The organism is Pseudomonas sp. NPDC098747, assembly GCF_044760045.1.
GTDB lineage: Bacteria > Pseudomonadota > Gammaproteobacteria > Pseudomonadales > Pseudomonadaceae > Aquipseudomonas.
Window position 1 is genome coordinate 153991 of record NZ_JBIWAL010000008.1, and the last position, 19610, is coordinate 173600.

A 19610-nucleotide genomic window follows, 5' to 3' on the forward strand; every position below is an offset into this window, starting at 1 on the left:
CATGCCATGACAGCACTCACCGACCTCAACGCCCTGCAAGCCAGCATCGCCGAATCCGTGCTCGGCCAGGATCAGGTGATCCGGCAGATCATGCTCGGTCTGCTGGCCAATGGGCATTTGCTTCTGGAAAGCCTGCCGGGGCTGGCCAAGACCCGCACGGTCAAGGCGCTGGCCAAGCATCTTGACGCAAAGATGAGTCGCATCCAGTTCACCCCGGACTTGCTGCCGTCGGACATCACCGGCGCCGAGGTGCTGCACCAGGTCGACGGCAAAAACGAAATCCGCTTTCAGCCAGGCCCGCTGTTCGGCAACCTGATCCTCGCGGACGAGATCAACCGCGCCCCAGCCAAAGTGCAGGCGGCATTGCTCGAAGCCATGGAAGAACGGCAGATCACCGTGGCCGGCAACAGCCATGCGCTGCCAGAGCTATTCATCGTGGTGGCAACGCAGAACCCGATCGAACAGGAAGGCACGTACCCGCTGCCGGAAGCGCAGATGGACCGTTTCCTGATGAAAGTTCTGCTCGATTACCCGAGTGCCGAAAACGAAAGCCAGGTGCTGCGACTGCTACGCAACGAAGAGTTCGCCCAAGGCGCAAACACCGCGCCAACCAAAGGTTTCAGCCTGTCTCAGGAAGTGATTTTCGCCGCGCGCAAGGAAGTCAGCGCGGTGCACGTCTCCCCTGCCATCGACAGCTATTTGATCGACCTGATCAACGCCACTCGCCACCCCGCCGATTACGACGAAGACCTCGGCCGCTGGATCAGCATCGGTGCCAGTCCTCGTGGTGGCATCGGCCTTGATCGCTGCGCCCGCGCCGATGCCTGGCTGCAAGGCCAGGATTTTGTTTCGCCGGACAACGTGCGCGCGGTGGTGCATCCGGTGCTGCGCCATCGCCTGCAACTGAGTTACGACGCGGTGGCCGACGGCGTGAGTGCCGATCAGGTGCTGGATCGAATTCTCGATAAAGTAGCGATTCCGGCATGAACGATGAGGGTCTGGTCTACGTCTCTCTGGCGCAATTAATGGCGCTGGAGTTCAAGGCCCGTGACCTGAGTTTTCTCGCCCGACAACCCCAGGGCAGCATCCTGGCGGGCAACCATGCCTCGCGTTTGCGTGGCCGGGGTTTGAATTTCGATGAGTTGCGCCGCTATCAACCCGGCGATGACTTGCGCCACCTCGACCGGCGCGCCTCGTTGCGCACCGGCAAACCGGTGGTGCGCACCTTCACCGAAGAGCGCGACCGCCCGGCGCTGATCGTGGTCGACCAACGCATGTCGATGTTCTTCGGCTCGCAACGCAGCTTCAAATCTGCCGTCGCCGCTGAACTCGCGGCGCTGGCGGCGTGGATGGTGTTTCACGCCGGCGACAGGGTCGGCGGGCTGGTGTTCAACGATCAGCGCATCGACAGCATCGCGCCGTTACGCAGCCGTAAACGGGTTGAAGCCCTGCTCAGCCGCATCGCCGAGCAGAATCGGGCGCTGAGCGCTGCCAATCCCGACGCTGAGGACGAAGATCAACTGGACAAGGTCCTGCAGCGTTGCCTCACCCTGGCCGGGCATGACCATTTGATTTGTATCGTCAGCGACTTTGCGGGTGCCGGTGAGCGCACGTTGCAACTGATGCGGCAACTGTCGGCGCACAACGACGTGATCGCCCTGCAAGTCTACGATCCGCTGGCGCTGAAGCTGCCGAGTAATGGCCGCCTGCTGGTCACGCAAGGGCAGTTGCAAGTGGAACTGGCCATCGAGAAACGCAACGTGCATCAACCGCTGGGGGATTTTCTCAGCGGTCGACTCAAGGACGTCGCCACCCTGCTGCGCCGCAGTCAGGTGCCACTGATGATGATCAGCACCGCTGAAGAAGCCCACGCGCAACTGCGTGCCGAACTCGGCAAAAAAGCCGGGGCCCGGCGGTGAACACGAATATTCCGAATATCGATCAGCTCAAGGAGCTGGGCCTGCCCGCACCGGTCAGTTACGCCCCGCAGACGTGGGGTTGGTGGGCGTTACTGGCAATTTTGATTGTGCTGGCGCTGATCATCGGGGTGCGGCGGTATCTGCAATGGCAGCGTGATCAATATCGGCGTGAAGGCTTGGCGCGGCTGGCGCAGTTGCGTAGTCGCAGTGATGACCTCAACGCATTGCGCGAATTACCGGTGCTGCTCAAACGCGTGGCGCTTTCGATGCCTGTCCAGAAATCTCATTGGTGGAATACAAAACCTGTGGGTGCTGGCTTGCCAGCGATGAGGCCAGCACATTCAACATCTGAATTGACTGAAAGGACGCCATCGCTGGCGAGCCAGCTCCCACAGGGGCCGGCGGCATTTGGCGGAATGGATTGGCAAAGCTTTTTGCAGCAGCACAGCAAGAAGCAGTTGCCTGCCGACTTCAGCCAACAACTCGCCCAACTCGCCTACGCCCCCGACAACACCCTGCGCGCCCTCCCCGCGCCGCAGCGCCAGGCGCTGTTCGACACCTGCCAACACTGGGTGGAGCGTCATCATGTGGCAGCTTGATTACCCGTGGCTGTTGCTTCTGCTGCCGTTGCCCTGGCTGACTTACCGCTACCTGCCCGCCTACAACGAAGCGCGCAGTGCAGTGCGCGTGCCATTTTTTGCAGCCATGAGCCGCGCGATCGGTGAAGCGCCGAACAACGCCGGCACGCGGCGCAACATCTGGCAATTGCTGTTGAACCTGCTGGTGTGGGCGCTGATCCTGCTGGCGGCAGCGCGTCCGGTGTTCGTCGAAAAACCCATCGAGCGCCAACAACCGGTGCGCGACTTGATGCTTGCCATCGACATTTCGCAGTCGATGGAAACCGAAGACTTCACCAACACCAGCGGCGAGAAAATCAATCGCCTCGCTGCCGTCAAAAGCGTGGTGCAAGGCTTTATCGACAAGCGCAAGGACGACCGCCTCGGCCTGATCGTGTTCGGCAGCGGCGCGTACCCGCAAGCGCCGCTGACGCTCGATCACGCCAGCCTGTCGCTGTTGCTGGCCGACACCGGGATCGGCATGGCCGGCCCCAACACGGCGATCGGCGACGCGATTGGCCTGAGCTTGAAGTTGCTCGACAACGCCCACGAACAGGAAAAAGTCCTGATTCTGCTCACCGACGGCAATGACACAAGTAGCGCAATCACCCCGGATCACGCTGCCGAAATGGCCGCCAGCAAAGGCGTGATCATCCACACCATCGGCATTGGCGACCCCAGCGCATCCGGCGAGGCCAAGGTCAATCTGTCGGGTCTCGAACAAATCGCCAAAACGACCGGCGGCCAGTTCTTCCGCGCGGAAGATCGCAGCGCGCTGGATCAGGTCTACAGCACCCTCGACCGCCTCACCCCACATCAAGTGAAAACCCTCAGCCATCAGCCGCAAAGGGAGTTGTTCTACTGGCCGCTGGGGGCGGCGCTGGTGTTGCTGGCCTTGTATCACCTCGGTGCGCTGCTTCATCCACGCCTGACGGCTGCCCGTCAACGGCAGGAGGCCTGAGATGGAGATTAACCTCAGCGACTTCCACTTCCTGCGTCCGTTCTGGCTATTGCTCGCAGTGTTCGGCGCGCTGCTGCCGTTGATCTGGCGTCGCAGTCGCGACCTGCAACGTCGGTTACGCGGCAACATCGCCGCACACCTGCTGCCGCATCTGTTAATTACGCCGCAGGATCATCAACGCCTGCGACCGGTGCATCTGTTGTGTGCGCTGCTGATACTGGGCGCGGTTGCAGCGGCCGGGCCGACCTGGGAGCAGGATCGACCGGACTTTCTGGAAAACCGCGCACCGCTGATCGTGGCCATTGATCTGTCGCCATCAATGGATGCCAGCGATGTGCAACCGACTCGTCTGGAAGCCGCTAAACACAAACTTCACGACCTGGTCCAGCGTCGTGCCGGCGCCCGCACCGCGCTGATCGCCTACGCCGGCAGCGCGCATCTGGTGTTGCCGCCGACCGATGATCCGGCGCTTATCGATACCTTCGTCCAAGCCTTAAGCACTGGGCTGATCGAAAAACCAGGCAAGAACGTCGGCGCGGTGATCGATCAGGCCAAGCGCCTGCTCAGCGCGGAAAACTCTCCCGGCAGCCTGCTGCTGCTCACTGACGGCGCCGACACTGCGCAACTCGACGGCCTCGACAAACAGCTGAGCGGCAGCCAGTTACAAGTGCTGGTGCTGGCGGTCGGCAGTGAGGACGGCGGGATTATTCGCGACGCCGGCGGCCAGCCACGCACCGATGCCAATGGGCGGCCTGAATTGGGCAGTTTTGATCAGGCGGCAATCAAGCAACTGGCTTCGGCCGTTGATGCGCCGCTGGGCAGCCTGACCCTCAATGACGATGATCTGGACTGGGTCGAACTGCACGCGCAACAACACTTCCAAAGTGCCAGCGCCGAACAGCAGGAATTGCACTGGAAAGACGCCGGTTACTGGTTGTGCTGGCCGCTGCTGTTGCTGGCGCTGTTCAGCGTGCGCAAGGGCTGGAGCGTGAACTGGATGCCAGCGTTGGCGCTGGCCGTGGGCCTTGGCTGGCCATCGGCTCCGGCGCAGGCCAATGCGCTGACCGATGCCTTTTTCACCCGTGATCAGCAAGGTCGCTGGGCTTTTGAGCACGAGCATTTGCCGCAAGCCGCTGCACTGTTTGTCGATCCGTACTGGAAAGGTGTGGCGGCTTATCACGCTGCCGACTACGACCTCGCTCTGGCGACCTTCGCGCGACTGGACACGCCGCAAGCGTACTTTTATCTGGGCAACATTTATGTGCGCCGCTTCAAGTTCGATGAGGCCATCGCCGCTTACACCCAAGCATTGAAGCTGCAGCCGCAGCTCCCCGAAGCGACGGCCAATCTGGCATTGGCGCAGGCCTTGCTCAAAGACACCGACAGCGCCGCGGAAAATGCCCCGGAAATCAAGCCGGACGAGGTGAAATTCGACAAAGCGCCGGGCAAGGGTCAGAGCAAAACGGTGACAACCGAACAGGCGGCTTCCGATGCGTTGTGGTTGCAGAACCTGACCACCTCACCGGCGAAATTTCTCAAGCAGAAGTTCAGCTTGCAGGATCAGCAGGGGGCCAAGCCATGAACCGCGTCGCAGCCTTCGCGAGCAAGCTCGCTCCCACAGGGATCGCCTGTGTTTTCACTTACATTGTTAACACCCTAAAACCCTGTGGGAGCGAGCTTGCTCGCGAAGGCGTCGGCCGGCTCACCACAAAACTCATTATCTTCCTGCTGACTGGAATGCTCAGCCTCAATGCCTTTGCCGTCGAACCCCAACTGAAAATCCACACCCACCTGCAACCCGGCGAAGGCGCCATGGTCGGTGGTCTGGTCGAACTGCAACTCGACGTCCTCACCGACACCTGGTTCACCAGCGCACCCACTCTGCCCGACCTCAAGCTCGACGGCGCGATGGTCACACCGCCGAACGGTCAGGCCGAACACCTGAACCAGACCATCGACGGCCAATCGTTCAACGGTATGCGCTACAGCTATTTGATCAGCCCGAATGTCGCGCAACGTTTCGACGTTCCGGCCCTGACCGTGCGCGCCACTCCCGGTCAGGCCACTGCCGAAATCAGCGCACAGAGCGCTCCGCTGCAATTCACCGCGAGCCAACCACCGGGCTTCAAACCCGATGAAGCACCGCTTGTGGCGACAGGCTTGCGCTTCACACAAACCCTTGTCAATTCAGCGACGCCACTGAAAGTCGGCGACAGCATCACCCGTCAACTGACCCTCCAGGCCGATGGCACGCTGGCCATGGCCCTGCCGATCCCGACGCTTGCCGATGTCGCCGGTCTGAGCCGCTATGCCAAGACCCCGCAGGTGAGCAATCTGGATGACGGTCGCGGCAATTTGCTCGGTGGTCAGCGCATCGACAGCGCGACCTATCGCATCGACAGCGCTGGCTCGCACACGTTGCCAGCCATCGAGGTGAAGTGGTGGGATTCCAGCACGCAGCAAACCCGCACTGCGCAAGTCCCCCCGGTGACGTTTGAAGCCGCCGCCAACAGCGCCTACAAACCGGTTTTTTCCATTACTGATGATCTCAAGCAGCTCGGCCAGAACCGCGTGCACTTCTCCACGCAATGGCTGATGTGGCTTTTGCTGTTTGGGGCGCTGGTTGCACTTGGTTATCTGAGCCGCCCGGCCGTGGCCCGCGCCTACAGCGCCATGCAGGCGCGCAAACAGGCACGGCACGCCGCGTGGCTGCAATCACCCGACTACGCCTGGCAACAAATCAACGCGCAATTGCAGGCTAAACCTGCACAACTGACAGCGCTGTACCAGTGGCTGCGACGAAGCCGACTCGGCCTGAAACTGGTAGATGCCGGACCGCGCCTCCAAGGCCTGTTACGCGGGCTTTACGGTCGCCAGCCGAACACCGAGCAAACACTCGTTCAACTGCGCGAATCATTGACTACGCTTCACAATCAGGCCGATCCACAGCAGCACAAATCGGTATCGGCGCTGCGCCCGCTCAACCCCGTCCACGATAAGGATTTCCCATGACGAACCCGATGCAGTACCGCCAACGTTTCGGACTCGCCCTGCTGTTCGGCCTGGCGTTACCGCTGCTGGCACAGGCCAGTGAACCGCTGCCATCGTGGAACGACGGCCCGGCAAAAAAGAGCATCATCGAGTTTGTGCAAGCGGTCACTGACCAGTCCAGCAAGGACTTCGTCAAACCCGCCGAGCGCATCGCCGTGTTCGACAACGACGGCACCCTGTGGAGTGAGCAGCCTATGTATTTCGAGCTGCTATTCGCCCTCGATGAGGTTAAACGCACCGCGCCACAGCACCCGGAATGGAAAACCACCCAGCCGTTCAAAGCCGTGATCGAAAACGATCACAAGGCGCTGGCCGCTGCTGGCATGGACGGCATCCTGAAGATTTTCGCTGCCACTCATACCGGCATGACCACCGAAGCTTTCGACGACTACGCCAAAACCTGGCTGAGCCAGGCACGCCATCCAAAAACCGGCAAGCCGTACACCGAGATGATCTTCCAGCCGATGCTGGAAATGCTCGATTACCTGCGCAGCCAGAACTTCAAGACTTACATCGTCTCCGGCGGCGACACCGGGTTCATGCGCGCCTTCGCCGAGAAGGTCTATGGCGTCCCGCCGGAACAGGTAATCGGCACCACTTTCGTCACATCCTTTGAGTACAAGGATGGCAAGGCCACGATCGTACGCACGCCAAAACTGGCGCACAACGACGATGGCCCGGGCAAACCGGTCAGCATTGATGCGGTCATCGGGCGCCGACCGATCCTGGCGTTCGGCAACTCCGACGGCGACCTGCAAATGTTGCAGTGGACTGCCGCTGGGCCGGGCAAACGCTTCATGGGGTTGGTGCATCACACCGACGCCAAGCGCGAGTGGGCCTATGACCGAAAATCTGACATCGGGCGGCTCGACAAAGCCCTCGACGAAGCAAAATCCCGTGGCTGGACCGTGGTGGACATGGCGTCGGAATGGCGCCGGATCTACCCGTTCGATCCACCGGCAACCCAGCAACTGCAATAAAAAAGCGTGATGCAGGACTGCAATAAACGTTAGTCGCAAAAACGACCCCCGCAATAAGGAGCAAGTCAGATGACTCGCATACGCAAGTGGCTTCCGAAATTCGCCCTGGTGGCAACCATCGGTGATGGCGCTGTCGGCAACCGCCACAGCGGCTGAAAAACCTAACATTCTGGTGATTTTCGGTGACGATATCGGCCAGACCAACATCAGTGCCTATTCGATGGGTGTCGTGGGTTACAAGACTCCGAACATCGACCGGATTGCCAAAGAAGGCATGATCTTCACCGACTATTACGCAGAGAACAGCTGCACGGCCGGGCGCTCGACGTTCATCACCGGACAATCGGCGTTGCGTACCGGCCTTTCGAAAGTCGGCGTCCCGGGCGCTCCAGTGGGCCTGCAGAAGCGCGATATCACAATTGCTCAGGCCTTGAAATCCCAAGGCTACGCGACCGGGCAATTTGGCAAGAATCACCTTGGCGACAAAGATGAATATCTGCCAACCAACCATGGTTTTGACGAGTTCTTCGGCAACCTCTATCACCTCAACGCCGAAGAAGAGCCGGAGCGCCCTTACTGGCCCAAGGATGACCCTGACTATGTCAAGGAAAACTCGCCACGCGGCGTGATTCACAGCTTTGCCGATGGCAAGATCGAAGACACCGGCGCGTTAAACAAAAAGCGCATGGAAACCATCGACGACGAAACCACTGCGGCTGCACAAGCTTTCATCGAGAAACAAGCCAAAGCTGACAAGCCGTTCTTCGTGTGGATGAACACCACACGCATGCACGCCTTCACCCACGTGCGCGAATCGATGGCAGGCCAGAGTGGCATGCCGGGAAATGACTACGCCGATGGCATGCTTGAGCACGACGGCGACGTCGGCAAACTGCTGAAAACCCTCGACGACCTCAAGATCACCGACAACACCATCGTCGTCTACACCACCGATAACGGCCCGAACCAATGGTCGTGGCCGGACGCCGCAACCACGCCGTTCCGCAACGAGAAAAACTCCAACTGGGAAGGTGCATACCGAGTTCCGGCGATGGTGCGCTGGCCGGGCAAGATCAAACCGGGTGAAGTGTCCAACGAAATGTTCTCCGGCCTCGACTGGTTCCCAACGTTGCTCGCAGCGGCTGGCGATACTGGCGTCAAGGACAAGTTGCTCAAAGGTTGGGCGCCGACTTCCGGCGGCAGCAACTTCAAAGTGCATCTGGACGGCTACAACCAACTGCCCTACTTGACCGGTCAACAGCCGAAGGGTGAACGCAAAGAGTTCTACTACTTCAATGATGACGGCGTCCTCGTCTCCATGCGCTTCGATAACTGGAAAGCGGTGTTTTGCGAACAACGCAAGCCTGGTGGTTTCGAAGTGTGGAGCGAGCCGTTTGTATGTCTACGGGTACCGAAGATCTTCAACCTGCGCATGGACCCCTTCGAGCGGGCTGACGTGGTTTCCGATCAGTACTACGACTGGATGGCAAAAAACGTTTATCTAACCCAAATAGCCACCATCAAAGCGGCGAAGTTCCTCCAGACCTTCATCGACTACCCGCCTAGCCAGAAACCGGCGAGCTTCAGCATCGATCAGGTGCGTGCGGCGGTTGACGCGAAAATCGCGGAAAAAATGAAGAACCAGCCAGCACAGTAAGACCGCTCGACCGCCGCCCGCCCTTACCGGCGGGCGGCACTGTTTCCGACTGACGACGGCGTCGCAGTCAATCGCTGGCAAGCCAGCTCCCACAGGTATTTGCGTCGTTCACAATTTGTGTGTTCACCGAAGCTCCCTGTGGGAGCTGGCTTGCCAGCGATTGGCCCGCACAGTCGCAGTTATTTCTGAATTGGAACAAGGCGTCCGCAATGTCCTCACGTATCGCCAGCAAGCCGTCGGCCATACCCGTCCCGCACACCGCCACCAAGGCCTTGCTCATTCCTGCCCTGCTGCTGTGCATCTCCGGTGCCGCAGCGTTGGTCTATCAGGTCCTGTGGATCAAGCAACTGTCGTTGGTGGTCGGCGTCGAGGTGTATGCGATCACCACCGGTATCAGCGCGTTTTTCGCAGGCCTGGCCATCGGTGGCTGGCTGTTCGGGCGTTGGGCGGATCGTCTGCAACAACCGGTGTTGCTCTATGCCGGACTCGAAGTGCTGGTGGCGATACTCGGTGTTGGTGCGACGTTTGCCATGAGCCTGGCGGCCAGTCCGTTTGCCTGGCTGCAAGGTCACGTTGGCCCGCTGGCTTGGCTGCTGCCGTTCGCACTGGTCGGCATTCCGGCTATTTTGATGGGCGGCACTTTGCCGGTGCTGGTGCGTTCGCTGGCAGCTGACCCCGGCAAGGCTGGCGGGCAGTTGTATGCGGCGAACACCTTGGGCGCGATTGTCGGCACCCTGCTCGCCGCATTTGTGCTGATCGCCACCCTTGGCGTGCGAGGCAGTGCGCTCGCGGCGGCGATGCTCAATCTTCTCGCCGCTGCGGGTGCGTTGTGGTTCGCCCGGCAACATCCAGAACCGCTGACCACCGCGGTCCATCATCACGCCGAAAAAGCCACGGATAACACCGCGTTGTGGCTGTACTCCATCGCTGGCGGCGTGGCGCTGGGCTATGAAGTGGTCTGGTCGCAATCGATCGTGCAGTTCATGAGCACCCGCACCTACGCCTTCGCGGTGGTGCTGGCGACTTACCTGACCGGGCTGTTTATCGGTAGCGCCCTGCTCGCCCGCCGCGTTGAGCGCATTCGTGACCCGTGGGGCGTATTCGGTTTGTTGATTGCCGGCGCCGGTTTGATCGCGCTGCTGGAAATCGCCTTGCTCGGCCGCTGGCTGGTGGTTGCGCAAAGTCAGGCGGAAACCTGGCTGCTGGCCTTGGGCGCCAGTGAACTGATGGGCATGAGCGCACGCTTTGCCGTGGCGGCGTTGAGCATCGTTTTCGTGCCGACCCTGCTGCTGGGCGCGGCGTTTCCGCTGGCCCTGCGCTTGAGTGTCGGGCATGAGCGCGTCGGTCGCGATGTCGGTGCGGTCGTGGCATTCAATACCCTCGGCGGGATTGTTGGCGTGATGTTGTGTGGCTTTCTGCTGATCCCGCTGTTGGGACTGGTGCGCACGCTGGGTCTGTTGGCAATCATCGCGGCAGGCATCGGTTACTTCGCGGTGCGCAAGGGTCACAGGGTGAAGAAGGGCCGGCGTCAAGCGGTGGTTGCGCTCGGTCTGGTTTCGCTGGCGCTGGCGGTGCTGACGCCGGTCGACAAGTTTGCCAGTCTGTTGCCCGGTGCGCGTAACGGCACGCTGGCGTTCTACGAAGAAGGTCGTGGCGGCACGGTGGCGGTGGTCACTCAGGGTCGCGGCGAAAACACCTTCCACCGTTTGTATATTCAGGGTGTGTCGAACACTGGCGATGCCATGCCGTCGCTGCGTTATATGCGCATTCAGGCGTTGCTGCCGCTGCTGATCCACAACGGCGAACCACGCTCGACGTTGGTCATCGGTTTCGGCACCGGCATTACCGCCGGCGCGATGCTGCGTTATCCGGGCCTGGAACATCGAGTCGTCGCCGAGTTGCTGCCCTCGGTGGTCAAGGCTGCGCCGCTGTTCAAGGGCAACTTCAACGCCGCTAGCGATCCCGGCGTCGATGTCCGCTTGCGTGACGGGCGTCAGGAGCTGCTGCGTAGCGCGCAGACCTACGACCTGATCACCCTTGAGCCGCCACCGCCCTCCGCTGCCGGTGTGGTTAATCTGTATTCGCAGGATTTCTACCAATTGGCGGCCAGTCGCCTGGAGAAACAAGGCATCGTCGCGCAATGGCTGCCGTTGCCAACCCAGAACATCGATGAATCGCGCTCGCTGGTGCGCAGCTTCCTTGACGTATTCCCACATGCCTCGCTGTGGACCAGTGAGTTCCACGAGATGTTGCTGGTGGGTTCGATGGAGCCGATGGAGCTGGACGCGGCGAAAATCAACGCGCGTTTCCAGCAGGACAGCGTGCGCAGCACCTTGCAGGATGTCGGCATCGGCTCGGCCGCGGCCCTGCTCGCGACCTGGGTGACCGATCGCGCCGGCTTGGAACGCTTCGCCGCCAACGCCCCAGCCGTGACCGACGATCAGCCGCGTATCGAATACGCACCGTGGGTACGCAGCAAGGAAATAACGCGAGTGCTGCCAGCGCTGCTGGACTTGTATCAAGCCCCAACATTGGTAAATGCCGATGCCGGTTTCAATGAACGGATGGAGGCCCATCGTCAGCGACTGATGCAGTTCTACCGCGCAAGTCTGCATGCGTATGAGGGTGATCGGGATGCGTGGGGACGGGATATTCGGGAGGTGATGCAGGGGGATCGGGCGAATCCGTATTTTCGGTGGTTTGTCGGGCAGTGATGAAGCGCCCGACAGATCGCCTTCGCGAGCAAGCTCGCTCCCACAGGTTGATCTGTTGTTCACACAATATGTGTTCGCTGAAGATTCCTGTGGGAGCGAGCTTGCTCGCGATGGGGCCACCAGCCCCTATATATTACTTGGCTTCAGCTTTGAGTTTCAGATACGACTGATGCACATCCGAAGCCCAGCCATCGATCACGGCTTTGACGTCATTGGCCTGCATCACCTGCGAGGAGTTTTCCAGCGGTTTGCCGGTACCTTTACGCACGACCTGAGCGACGACCTTGTTGCTACCGCCATCCATGAACACCGCTTCAGTGGCCAGGGTGGTTTCCTGATCGCGGATACCAGTGGCAGTACTTACCGCCGCTGCAACCAGTGCAATCGGGATCACTTCATAAACGTGCAGGCCTTCGGTCTTGCTGCTGACGGCGGTGATCGCCGGACGTACCACAATCACCCCTGGACCAGGACCGGTGGCGAGTGGCAACGATTTGCCGAGTTCACGCTTGAGCGCCTGATCGTAATAGCTGGTGATGCCATTGAGGGTTTGTTGCGGGACCTTCGCGGTCGCTTGCGGTTTCGGATAGAGCTGGCTCGGCTCGACGTAAACGCTGGTGTATTTGTTGATGTCGAGTTTCGGGTCCATCCAGCGCATCACATCGGCACCGGACGGTGACTTGGCCTCCTTGAGTTGGCTGTAATCCTTGAGAAAACCGGAGTATTCATCTGGAGCCACGGTTTTGCTTGAGCAACCCACCACGCCGAGGGTAGCAATGCACAGCGTGCCCATCATTACTGCTAGCTTCATGCTGTAACTCCTGTCAGACGGCCAAAAAAAATTTTGCAAAGGAAGTTAAAGGTATAGCTAAACCCTCAGCAATTGCGATTGGAAATTAGAAAATTCACGAAGCATGCGTAGCCCATCACAACCGTCATTTGACAGACGCTCTCCAGACGGCAAAGCTGCACCGAGCTTGCACGCACGCCAGACGGCAAAAGCACTTGGACCACGGAAGTCGTAATGCCCAAGCATAAAAACAAAGCAGTAAAACCTGACCCTGATTCGTCGCAATCTTCCATCTCAAAGTTGTTGTTCCCGATCACCATCGGTGTGCTGTTGACCGCCGTGGCGGGCATCGGCTGGTTTCTGTTCAGTCCACCACCCGCGCCGATCAAAGCGCCGCCCGTGACTGCAACCGCACCTATTGCGCCCAAGCCTCAACCTGTCGCATTGAAACCGGCAACGATGGTCGACGAGCAACAATGCCAAGGTTGCCACACCGAGCAAGTCAAGGACTGGCAAGGTTCGCACCACCAATTGGCGATGCAACCGGCGAACGCCGACACCATGCTCGGCGATTTCAACAACATCACCTTCAAGGCCGAAAAAGAGACCACGCGGTTCTCGCGCAAGGGCGATGAATTCTGGGTCAATACGCCCGGCATCGACGGCAAGAATGCCGACTTCAAGGTGGCCTACACCTTCGGCATCGCGCCGCTGCAGCAATACTTGATCGAAGTCGGTGAGGGACGTTTACAGGCTCTGGGTGTGGCATGGGATACCGAGAAAAATCGCTGGTTCCACCTCTACCCCGGCCAAGGCGTGAACTTCAAGAATCCGCTGCACTGGAGCAAGCCGAGCCAGAACGCCAACTTCATGTGCGTCGAGTGTCACACCACTGGCTTCAAGCGCAACTTTGACGCGGCCAGCAACACCTTCAACAGTCAATGGAACAGCCTCGGTGTTGGCTGTCAGGCTTGCCACGGCCCTGCATCCAATCACTTGGAATGGACGCAGAAGAAAGGCGACTTGATCCATCAGGGGTTTGCTGTCGATCTCAAGGACAAGAACGCCACCGTCGAAATCGAAACCTGCGCCCGCTGTCATTCGCGACGCGCGCCGCTGGGCGATGGCTTTACTGTCGGCAACCGTTTGATGGATGACTACCTGCCGAGCACCCTCACCCGCGAACTGTATGCGCTGGACGGCAAGATCAAGGACGAAGTGTTCGAGCACGGCTCATTCCTGCAAAGCAAGATGTTCGACAAGGGTGTGCGTTGCAGTAACTGCCACAACCCGCACAGCAATGAACTGAAAGCACCGGGCAACGCGGTGTGCCTGCAATGCCACAACACTGCCGGCAAGACCTCGATCGAAGGCGTCGACGGCACGGGCCTGCAAGCGAAGAATTACGACTCCATCGAACACACCCGCCACACCATGGGCCAGCCTGGCTCGCAATGCGTGGATTGCCATATGCCTGGCAAGTTCTACATGGGTAACGATTTTCGGCATGACCACAGTTTCAGTATTCCCAACCCTGAGCGTGCGCAAAAACTCGGTACCCCTGACGCCTGCCTGACCTGCCACCAGGGCAAGGCTGGCGACAAGGTCACCGCGCAGTTCAAGTTGTGGAGCGCGTCGACCGCATCCGAGGCGCCGCGTTACGACGAAAGCCTGTGGCTGATCCGAAATGGCCAGCCCGGCGCCGCCAACGCACTGTATGAACAGTTGCAGCGCAGCAACTTGCCGGCGATCCAGCGCGCGACGTTGCTGGCAGAACTGCCGCTGTATCCGAGTGAACAGGCGCTGAAACTGGCGACGCAGGACCTGAAAAATCCGGAACCGCAGGTTCGCGAAAGCGCGGTGCGGGCGATCAGCGCGTTCCTGCCGCCACCGGAACGTGCCCCGCTACTGACACCGTTGTTGGGCGATCCAGTGAAAGCCGTACGCATCGTCGCCGCGCGGGATCTACTCAGCGTCGCGCGCAATGGTCTGGGTGCTGCGCAGGACAATTGGGATGCAGCGATTGCCGAGTACGAAGCCGTGCAGAAGAGCCTCCTGGAACGTGCAGAGGCCAATCTGAATCTGGCGATGCTGTATCAGGCCAGTGGCCGCAGTTCGGAAGTTGAAGCCTTGCTGCGCAGCGCGCTCAAACGCGATCCGGATTTCTACCCGGCGCTGGTGACGTTGGTGCAATGGCTGGAGGGCAATGACCGGGGTCAGGAAGCGCAGACGTTGCTCAATGACAGCCTCAAGGCGCATCCGGACGCGGCCCTTTTACAACACACCCGCGGGCTATCGCTGATCCGCGCCGGCAAGAAGGCCGAAGCCATGGCGGCGCTGAAAAAAGCCGCACAACTGGAACCGCAGAACGCGCAGTACGGTTATGTGCTGGCCGTGGCACTGCACGAAAGTGGCAAGGTCGATGAGGCGTGTGAAGTACTGGAAGGCTTGCTCAAGGTCCAACCGGCGAACCGCAATGCGCGGTTGTCGCTGATTCAGTATTACCTCGACAGCGGGCAGGAGCCCAAGGCGCAGGTGCTGTTGCAGGGCTGGAAGAAGATGAATATGGGTGATCCGGCGCTGAAGTGACGGGCTGGAGATTGTTTACCCCTCACCCTAGCCCTCTCCCACAGGGAGAGGGGACCGATTGGGGGATGCTCAAGAGATTCACCGAAGTGAACGATGTGCCGTGAATCCATAATCAACTCGGTTTCCCAAGTCGGCGTAGTTCACCGAACAACTCGGTCAGTCCCCTCTCCCTCCGGGCGGGCCGACGTTTCGGGAGGGAGAGGGTTAGGGTGAGGGGCTTTTGATCTTCAGCCCATCACCAGGAAGACGTTTCACCACTGCGCAACGCAATCTCTCGCCGGGTATTTGCACGCATCGCCTTGTACAACGACACCGTGCCCACCAGCAAAATCGCCGCGCCAAACAGGAAGTCGATGTTGTACAGACGGAAATCCTCCACCGGCCCGATCAGCAGCACCCGCACCAGCGCAACACCCACCAGCGTGGCGAGGAAGTCGATCCCAGGCACTTCGCGGTAGAACACCAGCAACAGCGGCAGGCACAACACCAGCAGTAACAACAGCACCACAGCTTTGAACGAGCCCTTGCGCTCGACGCTGAACGCACATTCGTGCGGACCGTAGGCCTTGTAATCCTCGTCGCGGATCATCGAGGTTTTCTCGTTGATGTAGTCGACACGGTTGTACTTCTGGATCGGCGTGAAGGTGTTGGACATTTCCATCAGCGTGGTGATGTTCTTGAAGCGCAGGTCGATGCGCTCGCTGCCCTTGAGGTAATACAGCACCGGTTTATAGCCGTAGCGGTAGGTGTCGAACGGAAACTCGGTAACCTGCCCCTGCACGCCAATCGGGCGCGGTTCAAGTTCGGCAAACGCGCTTTTGTTGGTCGCGGATAGGTTGCGGCTCAGTGGCTGCACCTTGACCTGCTCGAGGAAGATCGGCGTGACGCCGTAGGACAACTGCAACGGTTCCAGACGCAGGCGCAGTTCGTTTCGGCCCAGGTCGTAGCGGTTGAACGTGCGTTCGGAGACCACCAGTGAACCGCTGAGCATGAACTCGCCACGCAGGTTGTTGGTGACGCGCAAGGTCAGTTGATCCTTGCCCAGCAGCGCCGCTTCAGTGGACGGCGGCGTGCCGCACCACGCGGTACTTTCGCCGACACCGCCGAGTTGGCCGTCGCGGTTTTGATTGAATACATAAAAGTAACTGGCCCACAGCGTCAGCATCAAAAGCAACGCGGTGAGGCACAGGATTTTTTTGCCCGGACTCACTGATCAGACTCCCTTCTTCGATTCCATCGTCCAGCCGAAAACCCGCTGGCGACGGCGACTCTACCAAAAGGCCAGCATCGACCCAAGGAGAAATCCCGAATGAATCAGGGTTCTAGGGGTTTCCCCGGTATTTTCCAGGGTCACCGCCGTCGGAACAACGGTCGCGGTTCAATCACAGAACGCCCATACAACACGCTCATTCCCGCCAGCCCTTTCAACGCATTCTCAGCCGATTTGTCTTCACGCACGGCAAAACTGTCGAACCCGCACTGACGCATATGGCTGAGTTGATCACGCAACACATCACCAATTGCGCGCAATTCCCCGGTCCAGCCGAAACGGCTGCGCAGCAGATAGGCCTGGCTGTAGGCGCGGCCGTCACGAAAACTCGGAAAATCCAGCGCAATCAGAGGCAGTGACGCGAGCCAGGGCACGAGGCTTTCGGCGTCATCATCCGGGCCGAGCCACACAGCGTGGGTCGAGGGACGTTCCAGCCAATGGGCCAAAGGCAGAATCAGCAGTCCCGAAGAACCGGCCAAAGCAGGCTCGCGCACCAGCGTCCACGGATCATCCGTGACTATTTGCGCCACGCCCTCCTGCAACCGCAGCAGATTGTTCATGCCGACACCTCCAGCGCTTTCGGATAAACCCGTTCCTTGAACGGCTCCAGTCCAATCCGCGCCAAGGTGTCGACGAACAATTCCTCACTCTCGCGATAACGCACAAACGTACCGATGATCCGCTCGATGACCTGCGGCACTTCGGCAGCGCTGAATGACGGGCCGATGACTTTGCCCAGTGCGCTGTTCCTGCCCTGCGCGCCGCCAAGGGTGATCTGGTACCACTCGCTGCCGTTCTTATCGACGCCGAGAATGCCGATATTGCCGATGTGGTGATGGCCGCAGGCATTCATGCAGCCGGAGATGTTTAGGCTGATGTCACCCAGATCGTGCAGATAATCAAGATTGTCGAAACGCGCCTGAATCGCTTGGGTGATCGGGATCGATTTGGCGTTGGCCAGCGCGCAGAAATCCCCGCCCGGGCAGGCAATGATGTCAGTCAACAAGCCGACGTTGGCGGTCCCCAGATTCAGCTCACACGCCAATTGCCACAGCGCATACAAATCAGATTTCGGCACATCGGGCAGGACGATGTTCTGCTCATGGGCAATGCGGATCTCGCCGAAGCCGAAGCGCTCGGACCAGTCGGCGACTGCGAGCATCTGCAACTCCGTCACGTCTCCCGGAGGCGCGGCCTGACCGGGTTTGGTCGACAGCACTACGCTGGTGTAACCCGCCACTTTGTGCGGCTGCACGTTGCGCGCGACCCAGCGGGCAAACGCCGGGCTTTCGGCCAGCCGCGTGCCGAAGTCCAGATCGGTGTCGGGCAGCGTGCGATAGGTCGGTGGCACGAAGGCACTGGCGACCCGCTGATATTCAATCTCGGTCAACTGCGCCGGGCCGTCCTTGAGGTGCTGCCATTCTTCTTCGACTTCTTTGGCGAAGGCCTCGATGCCCAGTGCCTTGACCAGAATCTTGATCCGCGCCTTGTACTTGTTATCGCGCCGGCCATGGCGGTTGTACACGCGCAGCACCGCCTCGACATAGGACAGCAAGTGCTGCCACGGCAAACCGTCACGAATCTGCAAACCAAGGATCGGTGTGCGCCCCAAACCGCCACCGACGATCACGCGCAAGAGCATTTGCCCATCGCGGCCGGGGTAAAGATACAGGCCGATGTCGTGCATCATGATCGCCGCGCGATCCTGCTTCGCCGAGCAGATGGCGATCTTGAACTTGCGCGGCAGAAAGAGGAATTCCGGGTTGATCGTCGACCATTGCCGGAGGATTTCCGCCAGCGGTCGCGGGTCGATCAACTCGTCTGCCGCGACACCGGCGAAGGCTTCGGTGGTGATGTTGCGTACACAGTTGCCGGAGGTCTGGATCGCGTGCATGTTGACCTGCGCCAGGCGTTCGAGAATGTCCGGCACCTCGGCCAGCTCAATCCAGTTGAACTGCATGTTTTGCCGGGTGGTGAAGTGTCCATAGCCACGATCATAGTCAGCCGCGATGCTCGCCAACGTGCGCATTTGCGCGGCGCTGAGCGTGCCGTAGGGAATCGCCACACGCAGCATGTAGGCGTGCTTTTGCATGTACAGACCGTTTTGCAGACGCAGCGGCAGAAACTCCTCTTCGCTCAACTCCCCGGCCACGAAGCGCTCGACCTGATCGCGAAACTGCGCAACGCGCTCGAACACCAGTGCGCGGTCGTAATCGTCGTATTGATACATGTGCCTCCCCACCTCATCAGGTTTCTTGCGGTAAAACCTGTGGGAGCGAGCTTGCTCGCTCCCACAGGGATTCTTCCATGAGGTGGACTATGGACTTCCAGCGCAGCACGTTACAGATTCACCTGAAACGATAAAAACCGTATCAGGGCGCGGCAGATGGCCGCAGGCAGCACCTCAATCTGATCCGCATAAATCAAATATTCCTGAGCCTGTTTTGTTTCTGACGGTGTTTCTACAGTGCAGCTCATGCCAGACCGGGTGGCCTGGCAAGACTTTGCAACCGTGGATGAACTGACCATGAGCACAGCAACAATCGGACAGGCTTATAACTACAACGGATGCATGGGGGTCTATGGGGATTTGAGCCTGTAAATAGGCTCTTTGAATCCTACCAAATCCCCATAATCCCCCGTCATACCCCGCATCACTGGCCCAGGAATTGGCCCAGCCATCTCCGGCGAAGACTTATCAAAAAGTAACTTTTTGATAAGTCTTGATTTCTCTCATTCCTTGCACTGGCGCATAAGATCCTGCCGGCATGCGGCCGGCTTTCATGCGCATGAAAAAAGGAAAGATGTATGAGCACTATTAAATTGAAGAATGAAGGCACCGGGCAGTTCAAGGAAGTCCCAGTGGGTTTCTCATGGACCACATTCTTTTTCGGTTTCTTCCCGGCATTGTTCCGCGGTGATTTCAAGCATTTCTTTATTCTGTTCTTCCTCACCGTACCTACGGCGGGGATTGTCTTGATTATTTACTGGTTCAAGTACAACAAATTTTACACCAATGATTTGATCAGCAGAGGATTTAAGGCTGTCATGAGCAAGCAAGA

14 protein-coding genes and 1 pseudogene are annotated in these 19610 nt (G+C 59.5%); 11 read left to right on the forward strand and 4 right to left on the reverse strand.

Translation table 11 applies throughout. The features are described 5' to 3' along the window. The first annotated feature begins 6 nt into the window (after positions 1–6). From ACIQVE_RS07745 to ACIQVE_RS07785, 9 genes and pseudogenes are all read left to right on the forward strand, one after another. Entirely contained in the window at positions 7–987 is a 981-nt protein-coding gene (locus ACIQVE_RS07745; protein ID WP_402806341.1) for an AAA family ATPase, read from the forward strand. Beyond that, entirely contained in the window at positions 984–1919 is a 936-nt protein-coding gene (locus ACIQVE_RS07750; RefSeq protein ID WP_402806344.1) for a DUF58 domain-containing protein, read from the forward strand. Before ACIQVE_RS07745 ends, ACIQVE_RS07750 begins: the two co-directional genes overlap by 4 nt. Further along, entirely contained in the window at positions 1916–2518 is a 603-nt protein-coding gene (locus ACIQVE_RS07755; RefSeq protein ID WP_402806347.1) for a DUF4381 domain-containing protein, read from the forward strand. Before ACIQVE_RS07750 ends, ACIQVE_RS07755 begins: the two co-directional genes overlap by 4 nt. Beyond that, on the forward strand, positions 2505–3497 hold the full coding sequence (locus tag ACIQVE_RS07760) for a vWA domain-containing protein (protein WP_402806350.1): 993 nt from the start codon (positions 2505–2507) through the stop codon (positions 3495–3497). The genes ACIQVE_RS07755 and ACIQVE_RS07760 overlap by 14 nt, the downstream gene beginning before the upstream one ends. A 1-nt stretch (position 3498) precedes the next feature. Then, a complete protein-coding gene (locus ACIQVE_RS07765) occupies positions 3499–5079 on the forward strand; it encodes a VWA domain-containing protein (RefSeq protein ID WP_402806352.1) in 1581 nt (526 codons plus the stop codon). Further along, on the forward strand, positions 5076–6509 hold the full coding sequence (locus ACIQVE_RS07770; RefSeq protein WP_402806355.1) for a hypothetical protein: 1434 nt from the start codon (positions 5076–5078) through the stop codon (positions 6507–6509). The genes ACIQVE_RS07765 and ACIQVE_RS07770 overlap by 4 nt, the downstream gene beginning before the upstream one ends. Next, positions 6506–7528: an HAD family hydrolase gene (locus tag ACIQVE_RS07775; protein ID WP_402806358.1), complete on the forward strand. Its 1023-nt coding sequence runs from the start codon at positions 6506–6508 to the stop codon at positions 7526–7528. Before ACIQVE_RS07770 ends, ACIQVE_RS07775 begins: the two co-directional genes overlap by 4 nt. Positions 7529–7597: 69 nt before the next feature. Continuing rightward, positions 7598–9185: pseudogene (locus tag ACIQVE_RS07780) on the forward strand (arylsulfatase). A gap of 209 nt (positions 9186–9394) precedes the next feature. Then, positions 9395–11899: a fused MFS/spermidine synthase gene (locus tag ACIQVE_RS07785; RefSeq protein ID WP_402806361.1), complete on the forward strand. Its 2505-nt coding sequence runs from the start codon at positions 9395–9397 to the stop codon at positions 11897–11899. A gap of 133 nt (positions 11900–12032) precedes the next feature. Here ACIQVE_RS07785 and ACIQVE_RS07790 read toward each other — a convergent pair whose 3' ends face one another. Next, on the reverse strand, positions 12033–12710 hold the full coding sequence (locus tag ACIQVE_RS07790; protein WP_402806364.1) for a DUF3313 domain-containing protein: 678 nt from the start codon (positions 12708–12710) through the stop codon (positions 12033–12035). A 213-nt stretch (positions 12711–12923) separates the two neighbouring features. Between ACIQVE_RS07790 and ACIQVE_RS07795 the strand changes: the two genes are divergently transcribed. Then, positions 12924–15278, forward strand: coding sequence for a tetratricopeptide repeat protein (locus tag ACIQVE_RS07795; protein WP_402806367.1), 2355 nt, complete (start codon positions 12924–12926; stop codon positions 15276–15278). Positions 15279–15513: 235 nt separating this feature from the next. On the opposite strand, the gene ACIQVE_RS07800 is transcribed toward ACIQVE_RS07795, so the two are convergent. The 3 genes from ACIQVE_RS07800 to ACIQVE_RS07810 form a co-directional block, all read right to left on the reverse strand. Continuing rightward, a complete protein-coding gene (locus ACIQVE_RS07800; protein ID WP_402806368.1) occupies positions 15514–16488 on the reverse strand; it encodes a hypothetical protein in 975 nt (324 codons plus the stop codon). Between the two features lie 140 nt (positions 16489–16628). Next, entirely contained in the window at positions 16629–17108 is a 480-nt protein-coding gene (locus ACIQVE_RS07805; protein WP_402806370.1) for a DUF934 domain-containing protein, read from the reverse strand. Beyond that, positions 17105–18778: a nitrite/sulfite reductase gene (locus tag ACIQVE_RS07810; RefSeq protein ID WP_402806371.1), complete on the reverse strand. Its 1674-nt coding sequence runs from the start codon at positions 18776–18778 to the stop codon at positions 17105–17107. Before ACIQVE_RS07810 ends, ACIQVE_RS07805 begins: the two co-directional genes overlap by 4 nt. A 578-nt stretch (positions 18779–19356) precedes the next feature. On the opposite strand from ACIQVE_RS07810, the gene ACIQVE_RS07815 reads away from it, so the two are divergent. Then, the coding region (locus tag ACIQVE_RS07815) for a hypothetical protein (protein ID WP_402806374.1) at positions 19357–19610 on the forward strand (254 nt) is incomplete at its 3' end.